Genomic DNA, 8727 nt, shown 5'->3' on the forward strand with positions numbered 1-8727 from the left:
CCCATACCCCTCCGCTCCTGCCTTAGGCCGCCCTCAGGAACGGGACGGTAATGGCAGCGGCGAGGCGCGGCCTGAGGTGAAGCGGAGAATATCGTCGGCTTTCGTAAAGGTACGCGGACCGTCGCCTTGTATGCAAGGAGCTGGAGGACTAACGTTCCAATCCTTGAAAATCATCAACGTGGACGCGACATTTGGATGCTTACCTAGCGATCGCTGAGTCTATCCTTCGGATCGAACGGAGACCCTTGAGTCCCCGCGCGATGTTGGCTGCTGCCTATCGCCTCGGCTACGTGCCAACCCACTTGCACGGACGGACGCAGCATAAGACGCTCGGAGCTAGGTTGAGCGAAGACATCATCTCTCATCGCGACAACAGCCTTTTCTTTAGGACAAAGCCAGGGCGCTTTTTCCTTAGGGAGTTCCTCACTGACGACACCATTCCCGAGGACCACAGGCAACCGATCGCTACTCGACGCCGCATGCGCGAACTATTGCGCGGGCCTGCTCTCGCAGTTGACGTTAGCGACCTTGCCCTGATCGCGGAAGTCGGCAGACCAATTGAACCGGAAATAGTATTCGGCCTGCTACGCTCGAACCGCTACCGTTACGACAATCCAAAGGCAAAGCGACCCAGCAGCGTCTTTCTTTGGTCTTTTGTGTCGGTGCGCCGCGACCGCGAGGTCCTGAGCTACAGGCTCGGCCGCTACCGCGATGACCGTGATGCATTCATGGCGAGACGTTCAGTTGGATTTTCGACTCTCGTTCATCTTGAGCAACGGACATTGTTCAATGACGACTTCGGAATTGTGGACTCGGGTGTCCAAGCAGCAAAAGTTGACCTCGATGTTCCCGAGATTAGAACGCCGGCCAGTGTCAACCGGCTTGCTGCTCACCTAAGGTATTTTATGTGGGTTTCGCATGGTGAGGGGCAGAATGAACTGCTCGCGATTATTTCGTTCGAATGCCCACACTGGTTTCATCCTGAACGGCGGCGACTGGCGTTGAACGACCTGACTTGGCTCGACTTGCGCACTCCTGTGAATAACGTCGATGATTTCGACCCATGGTCACGATACGTGTTACTGACAACGGATCGAAACCTGTCAGCCGGCTGAAAACTTGGCATCATCGTCGCTCATCTTATCGGGGCCAAGCGTTGCGTATGTGAAGTCGCAGCTGGAAACGTCAGACTCTGCGCGAACGAAGCGTGCACTACAATATATTTGCCGAATATACAGACTTGGCTATCGGATCGTCCAAAGCGAACTTCTTGGCGTTCAGCAATCAATCGTCGGCATTCTTTACACCCGAAAATCGGACGAAAAGCTGAGGCGTTGGGCCTTGAATGCATTGGCGAGATGCGGAACGGCGGCTGTCAGCCTCGAATGTGTGATGGGAGTTTTCAAGGAATTTAGTTCCGACCCGCAGACTGCAGCGGCAGCCATCGCCGCGATTTACAGGATGAAGCGAGACGCGACCAAAGCGATAGACGATCTCGATCTCTTCGACCCGCAAATGCGAGTCCTTGCGGCCCTGCAGCATGTGGAACATACAAAACTGGACCTGACGGGCATTCCGGTCGACATTGAGAAGGCGTCGGCGGACGTCCTCAAACTTGGCTTAATCGTTGTCGGCTTGAACAGAGCCCCTCACAATCTCTTTCATCCACGGCACAGTAATTCCGAAATCGTCAAAGCGCTCGGCGCTTACGACGACGATATTGTCGTCCAGTATACCGTTTGGGCCGTGGCCGAGAACGACAACCTATCTATTGACGATCTGGGTATCCCGCTCAGTTCGGTGGAGAGCAGGCCACCAAATGTACGTGGCTGGATGTATCGCGCGATCGCCATGCACGCTAACGCTGCCGATCACCAGGATTACATTGCCAACGGCGCCGGCGACGATGAGGCTGAGGTCCGCCTCGCTTTGGCTATCGGGCTAAAGGATACCTATTACGACGGGCTCGAGGCTTTGGCGCACGATTGGTTCATGACCGAGGCGGACAGTGAGATTGCTCATACACTCATGGACCACATGGTGCGCCATGCGGATCGGTCGCCAACATATGAATGTACTGTGCTCGACTTCTACGAAAGAGAGGCGCAAAACTCTCTCCTGCGTCGGAGGATCGAAGGACACGCCGCCAAGACCGAACTCTACAGCAAGCTCATGCGTATATCATTCGACGGTTCCGACGACTTATTCAGGAGCATTAACGTGACCAACAATACCACGAATATATCTGGCGGCATTAATGCCGGAGCTGTTTCAATGGGTGGCGATGCGACGAACACGGGGGAGATCAATGTTAATTACCAGCCGCAAACGATAGAGCTGATCCAGGCCGAGCTTTCCAAGGCGATCAAAGCCATACACGACTCCGGCGTTGCCCCCGAGCTTAAGGAGCATGCGCTTGAACACGTGAAGGCGGCCCAAATAGAGCCCACACCCGATAAATTGAAGAAAGCGGTCGACGTCCTTGGCAAAGTCGAGGACGGGGCGAAGAAGATATCGGGAATTTCGACAGCAGCAGTTGCCATCGGAACTACCGCTATCGCGCTTGCCAAACTCATGGGCTATGTGCCCTGAGCTTCGTGAGCTCATCGTCCTTTCATTGATAGAGCCGCATCACTGCTCATGATCGCTGCCAAATCCTCAGCGTACGGGTGGTCGAGGTGTTCAGCCGGCCACCTCCATGCATCAGCAGGCTGCCCGGTGACAGGCCGTTCTCAGGATCAAGGAAGATCGGCGGGTGCCGAGAAGGCGTTGGCAGTGTGGGGGTTTTAAGCGCAGCCTACCCACACCAAGGGCGTGGCGTCGGCGGACAGCTTGTAGAGCCACAGACGAACGGTACAGCCAGCCCCTCTGACACCAATATGTCGCCCACATCCTGGCCATCGGCAAAGAGAGAGCCGCAACTTCGCCCGTAGTTGCACTTGCCGGTGCCCTCAGTGCCTGCCGGGCAGGAACATGGAACCATCTTCAGCTCCAGCTTCGCCGCAGCCACCAACTCTTTGAGGCGCGCCTTTGCTCGCTGACCAAGGTCTGCCTCAGCGTCGCACCTCGGCTGGATGCTCTCAGGCGCATTGAAGCCCACCAGCCGGGTCCCCTTGTCGGAACCGTTGAGGCGAATGGTGTCGCCGTCGGTGATAGTGAACTGCGAGCTTGCGAGCGGCGCCCGGTCTCCCGTGCCTGATCTCGCGAAGGACGGCATGGTGGGCCAAGAGATGTGCTCGCCCTTCTCGACGTATGAGTAGATCAGCGAACCGACGATCAGCGCCAGCGCGAAACCGAAGGCTCTGGTGAACCGCGCCGCCAAGTATCTCACCTCCCTAGCGACCCGGCTGCCTGGTCGCCGTGGCTCCCAATGCGGCGACGAAGTGGGACGGTATGGGGCTGTTTGGCTCCGCTCGAAGTTGCTCGATGGCGCGGAGCCTATTATCTCATAGAGCTTCGCAAACTGCTTTGGGCTTAGCCGTGTGCGTGGGCCGTACTTCGCCAGCCGGACGTGCATGTCGAGCAGGAATTGCCGCTGCCATAGGGTAAGACGGCCGCGAGTAAGCACAGCCTCGACACGGGACTTCAGGTCGTCCTCGGTCTCCAATCCGATACCTCACGCCTGCCTTACAATACTGCGCAGGCGGTTGGGTGTGAATAGGCGTACGCACCGGGCGGAAAGTTGCACCTCGGAGAGGCCTATCTGGAACACCGACGACCTAATCGCCTTCCGTCAAGGCTCCCCTCTAGGCCCCCCCTGACGTTCTCCCAGGTGTGGCTTAGGGGGATCAGGTACCTAGTAGTCCAAGCCAAGATGGCCTACAGCGTTGTTTCCCACGGAGTACAACGCAATGACCGATGAGCCGCTGCCAATCGCCCAGGCGTCACCCAGCAAGCCGCTCGCGTTCGGAGGCGGAATGGTTATCGGGGCGCTTGGCGGTCTCGTAGGTCTCGGCGGCGCTGAGTTCAGATTGCCGCTGCTGATCGGCCTGTTCAACTTTGGTGCGCTGGAGGCCGTGATCCTGAACAAGGCCATGAGCCTGATCGTGGTGGCAACCGCGTTGCCGTTCAGGGCTCAGACAGTCCCGTTCGGGGAGATCGCTTCACATTGGCCGATCATAGCGAACCTCCTGGCTGGAAGCCTAATAGGTGCCTGGCTCGGGGCCGGATGGGCGACCCGCCTTCGAGCTGAGACCCTCTACAAGACCATCTCGATCATACTCTTCCTCATCGCAGGGGTGCTGTTGTTCGGCCATAACGCTCATGCCAACAGTGCCTTGCTCAGCGGTCCAGCACAGTTGATCGCAGGGGTCTTCGCTGGGTTCATCATAGGCATCGTTGCGGCGCTGCTCGGGGTCGCTGGTGGCGAACTGCTGATCCCAACGCTGATACTGTTGTTCGGGGCCGACATTAAGCTCGCCGGCAGTCTCTCGCTTGCCGTGAGCTTGCCGACCATGATTGTCGGGTTCGCTCGCTACAGCCGCGACCAGAGCTTCTCAGTCATCCGACGCAACATCGCGTTCGTATTGGTCATGGCCTGCGGCTCGGTTGTCGGGACGTTCCTGGGCGGGCAGATGCTTGGATTTGTGCCGAGCGGTGTGCTGCTGCCCCTGCTGGCTGCCATCTTGGTGATTTCAGCGGTCAAGGTCTGGCGTCACTGACGACGCAACATCCCTTCTTCCTCGGCAGCTTCCTCGAATGCTTGCCGAACGTCCTCTGGTGACGCCCGGTCCTCGAACGCGTCGATGCAGGCCTGCACCGCCTTGTTCCACTTCGGCCCCTTCCTGGGCCACTTCATGAGTTCCTCGGCCGCCCCCTCAACGTGACTGATGCCTGCCGTGATGCCGACCCTATCGGACCTCACGTAGACCGGAGGGTTGAACCAATGGAGAGCCATCAGAAGTCACCTCGGTCGACCCTACGTTTCAGGTCTGCAGCATTCAAAAGGTCGACCAGATCGTCGGCATACTCCATGTCGAGACCTGTGGCTGGATGACCATCAGGCTCAGCCGGCTGCCCGGTGAACACGTCGAACACCGTCCAGGTCCCATTCGGTTCCTTCTTGAGGTCGTACCGCTGCTGGGCCATCTGGGACCTCTTGGGTGGCAGCCTTTTGGGCTTGATCGATTGCATCAAGAAGCGAGGCTAGTGTTGGGGGTAGCTCAGGGTCAACCGTCAGGCCGAAGGCCTTCTGTATGTCTCGACGATTGTCCCCGTTGCGTATCGATTCACGAAGGTGGTCGGCCACGGTCTTGTGACCGGCTTTGTCGCGCTTGGCCATGAAGCTGTCCCCTAAACCCCTAAATTATTGTGTGACAAAAGCTCCGTTTAACGGCGCTCAACGTATTGTCAGACAATTGGTTCCATTAGGAGGTCGGAATATTTGATAGTAAAATGTGAGCGGGTGATCGGACAACTGGCACGCGCGCCGTCCCCCCGTGGGGGTGCCTCCCGGCCGTCATTGATCCGCGCCCGCGTGGGACGTGATGCGCGCGTGATCGCGGGCGTTCTCCCACACAATTCCCCACATGCAACGCGCAACACCATGCAATCCAAGGCTTGCCAAAGGATATGATATCCCTTCGATGCATTGGGAGGGTGCCAAGGGTGCGCCAAAGGGCGCCGACAGGTAGCCGGAAGGGTGCGCTATGTTTCGCCACTTGTCCGGCAATCGGTGTATTTGTCGGACACAAGGGTGTAGGGTGCCCGATGATCGCTGACCCATGCTTCCAAATCGTCTTATCCGGCGCGCTTCGCCACACCCTCGTTGAGACCCGTGTTAACATGGTTCGAGCGCGCGCCGCTCTTGCCGAAGCTCGCATGATCGTGAGGGATGACACTGCGCGCCGCTACCATGTGCGCCTAGGTCTCACCCTAAAGAAACCCTTTCGGCACCCTTGATCGGCCCCTAGCTCCGCGCGTTACGGCGGCGACCCATTCTTTTCCGTCCACAAACCTATACCTTTGTGAACATGCCGCTTGACATGTACACTTATCGTCCACTAAGTGATGTTCACCAACACTCTTAGAGGAAAGTGCACATGATCATCGGATACGCCCGTGTTAGCTCGACCGGACAAGACCTCGACACCCAGCTTGAGAAGCTCACGTCTGCCGGGGCCGAGAAGGTCTTCAGCGAGAAGAGGTCCGGCTTGGACGAGACGAGGCCGGAGCTTGAGAAGGCGCTGGAGTTTGCCCGTGACGGTGACGTGTTTGTGGTGACCAAGGTGGACCGGCTGGCAAGATCGGCGGCACACCTCCACCAGATCGTCAGGGACCTCGATAAGAAGGGTGTCGGCTTCAAGGTGTTAGATGACGCCTCGCTGGACACGACCACCCGAACTGGCAAGCTCGTGTTCGGCATCCTCGCCAGCATTGCAGAGTTTGAGACGGCGCTTCGTAAGGAGCGGCAGATGGAAGGCATCGCCAAGGCGAAGGCCAAGGCAGAAGCCCAAGGCGAGCCGTGGAAGACTGGCAGGCCCGTGACGCTCGACCATGATCGGATCAAGGCCCTGAAGGCCGAGGGGCGCTCTGTGAGGCAGATTGCCAAGGAAGCCGGGTGTTCACCTTCAGCGGTCCAGAAGGTGCTGGCCGTGTTGGCCTGACGTTTCCATAAAGTATGGAGCGAGTGCTGAATAGGGAGGCGATTACCCCACCCACTAGCACAGGAGGGTGGCAGTCAGCCCACTAGCCCTACGAAGGCGCAAATAGGGTGACCACTAGCACTACGAGGGCGATAAGGCCCCCACTAGCACTGTGAAAGCGGCCCCATAGGGACACCACTAGCACTATGAAGGCGATAGGGTGACCACTAGGACCACGGGGCGATTAGACCCCATACCCCCACCACTAGCACGGTGAAGGCGAATACCCCCTCCACTAGCACTACCCAACGCTCTTCACCCAAGCTGCCCCGTGCAGTTCTCCCCTGTTGCGACCGCCTGTTGCCCTGTTCGGCTCTTCCGGGAGACAGGATGTGGCGCTTGTCGGGGCAGCTTTGGTGAGGCGCGTGTGTCCCTCTATCTGTCCTCCGATTTTGTATGAAATCACCCGTCAATTATTTTGTATGAAGCACCACGAAAGGAGCCAACATGACCGTCTTCCGTCCCGTCGAGGCGGATTTCTCCGAGGTCTCGGATCACTGGACTGCCGAGGTTGAGGCATTTCAAAGGAAAGGCCCCCGGTGGACAACCCAACGCTACCAAGAGGCCACCCGCAAGGACACTGAACGTGCGCCAGAGTTCAACCATAAGGCCACCCTCGTCCTATGTGCTGAGGGCTTCTCACAGCCCGCATCAGCGAAGGTGCTGGGGATCACCGACCGTGCTGTTCGGTCTCACCTGTCGCGCCCATGCGAGGCTCTGGAAGCTGAACGCGAGCGGATGGCTTGGCGGGGCCGTGTACAGCACCATGAGGTGACCAAGCGCGGGCGCGCTCCGTTCGATGTCTGGGCTCACCTGAAGGCGGGTAAGGCTCCCGTGGTCGCTGATCTTCTCGGCTTCGATCCGTGGACAGCCGAGGGCATCGGGGCAAGCACCCGCGAGAGGGTCGCTTTCTACATCGTGGACGGATGGTCACAGGCTGAGATTGCCAGACTGCTGGGCATCTCCAAGCAGGCGGTATCGAAGCATGCTGCCGCTATCAGGAGATTGTTCAAACCGAAACGAACCCGGAAGTTAGGAAGTCGGCCAAACCTGATTTCACAACGCTAACAATGACATGAATGGTTGACTACCTACTATAGGGCTTCCACTCAGGGACCTTCACTTCGGGTGTTACCTTGGTCAGCCCCTTCGGGTTCCTATCGTCGATAGGTTTATCCGAAGATAACACCAAGGTTCTCCTGAGTTGCTCAGGGACATAAGACACACCCTCTAGAAAACCCTCTGTAACAGAGAAACCCTAGAGACACCCTTATATCAGGATGTCATTGGTCGCTTCGCTCCGAAGACCATGGAATATGTCTCCTGAGTACCTGATCACCCTCAGTACTGCTTCGCTCACAGCTTTGGTCTATTCTCTGGGTTTCCCTTGTTCCAAGGCCATAGCCAGAGGGAACTCCAAAGGACGCATGAAGTCTGTCCACCTGATGCTTGGATGACTGATGATCTCCCTCCACAGGTCTTCACCCTTCCACGTCAACCTGAGGCGTCCCTTTAAGGGAGGCCTTCGAATGTCACCACCAACACTTACCCGAAAGGATCACAATGAACATCACCACAGGAGCCGACCCCTATCATGTCGACTGAGGCCGACCGCATTGCATGGCGAATACACGGTCGAGAATGGCGAGCAGCGAACCCAGAGCGCGCTAAGCAGATCAGCCGGGAATGGTATCACCGCAACAAGGCTCGCGTTGCCGAGGTGCGGAAGATGAAGCGAGAGGCCGCCCGTCTGGTGAAGGGGACAGCCAATGGCTGAGACAACCCGCCAGATCACCCCGGCAATCCGCGTTGTCGAGACCGACCGTGAATGGATCATTCAGGCAGCTGAAATAAAACGAACCCGGAGGCGGGGAGCGGAGCCGACCGGCAAATGGATCGACCGCGCATACATCACCAGTCGGTCAATGCTGAACTTGGAACTGAGGCGGATGGTCGGGGCGAAAGGGAGCCTTCTCGGACATGTTGAGCAAGGCGTGCTGGACTGGCTCAACAGGCTGCCGGTTCGGCATCCGGCACGAGACCGGGAGTCCAGCGTCATTGATATGCTGGAGGCGTCTACGCC

General features: G+C 58.0%; 9 protein-coding genes. 6 read left to right on the plus strand and 3 right to left on the minus strand.

All coding sequences use genetic code 11. The features are described 5' to 3' along the window. Positions 1–341 precede the first annotated feature (341 nt). Together EN969_RS07080 and EN969_RS07085 are read left to right on the plus strand one after the other, a co-directional pair. Positions 342–1115 (plus strand): hypothetical protein, encoded by a 774-nt coding sequence (locus EN969_RS07080; RefSeq protein ID WP_342030137.1) that lies wholly within the window; start codon positions 342–344, stop codon positions 1113–1115. Between the two features lie 49 nt (positions 1116–1164). Continuing rightward, entirely contained in the window at positions 1165–2592 is a 1428-nt protein-coding gene (locus EN969_RS07085) for a hypothetical protein (protein ID WP_127224116.1), read from the plus strand. Between the two features lie 205 nt (positions 2593–2797). Here the strand turns inward: EN969_RS07085 and EN969_RS07090 are convergent, their stop codons facing one another. Continuing rightward, a complete protein-coding gene (locus tag EN969_RS07090) occupies positions 2798–3607 on the minus strand; it encodes a thermonuclease family protein (RefSeq protein ID WP_181172675.1) in 810 nt (269 codons plus the stop codon). 244 nt (positions 3608–3851) lie between these two features. Between EN969_RS07090 and EN969_RS07095 the strand changes: the two genes are divergently transcribed. Then, a complete protein-coding gene (locus tag EN969_RS07095; RefSeq protein WP_063168140.1) occupies positions 3852–4661 on the plus strand; it encodes a sulfite exporter TauE/SafE family protein in 810 nt (269 codons plus the stop codon). Here the strand turns inward: EN969_RS07095 and EN969_RS07100 are convergent. Further along, positions 4655–4897, minus strand: a complete 243-nt coding sequence (locus tag EN969_RS07100; protein WP_063168141.1) for a DUF982 domain-containing protein — start codon at positions 4895–4897, stop codon at positions 4655–4657. The two genes, EN969_RS07095 and EN969_RS07100, sit on opposite strands and share 7 nt — an antisense overlap. Continuing rightward, complete coding sequence (locus EN969_RS07105; RefSeq protein ID WP_063170253.1) at positions 4897–5088, minus strand: hypothetical protein; 192 nt, start codon at positions 5086–5088, stop codon at positions 4897–4899. Before EN969_RS07105 ends, EN969_RS07100 begins: the two co-directional genes overlap by 1 nt. Before the next feature lie 953 nt (positions 5089–6041). Between EN969_RS07105 and EN969_RS07110 the strand changes: the two genes are divergently transcribed. The 3 genes from EN969_RS07110 to EN969_RS07120 all read left to right on the plus strand — a co-directional run. Further along, on the plus strand, positions 6042–6605 hold the full coding sequence (locus EN969_RS07110; RefSeq protein WP_063168142.1) for a recombinase family protein: 564 nt from the start codon (positions 6042–6044) through the stop codon (positions 6603–6605). 486 nt (positions 6606–7091) lie between these two features. Next, complete coding sequence (locus tag EN969_RS07115; protein WP_063168143.1) at positions 7092–7712, plus strand: sigma factor-like helix-turn-helix DNA-binding protein; 621 nt, start codon at positions 7092–7094, stop codon at positions 7710–7712. 701 nt (positions 7713–8413) lie between these two features. Next, a partial coding sequence (locus EN969_RS07120; RefSeq protein WP_164758169.1) for a hypothetical protein occupies positions 8414–8727 on the plus strand: 314 nt, incomplete at its 3' end.

Source organism: Mesorhizobium sp. M7A.F.Ca.CA.003.01.2.1, from assembly GCF_003998945.1.
Classification (GTDB): Bacteria; Pseudomonadota; Alphaproteobacteria; order Rhizobiales; family Rhizobiaceae; genus Mesorhizobium; species Mesorhizobium ciceri.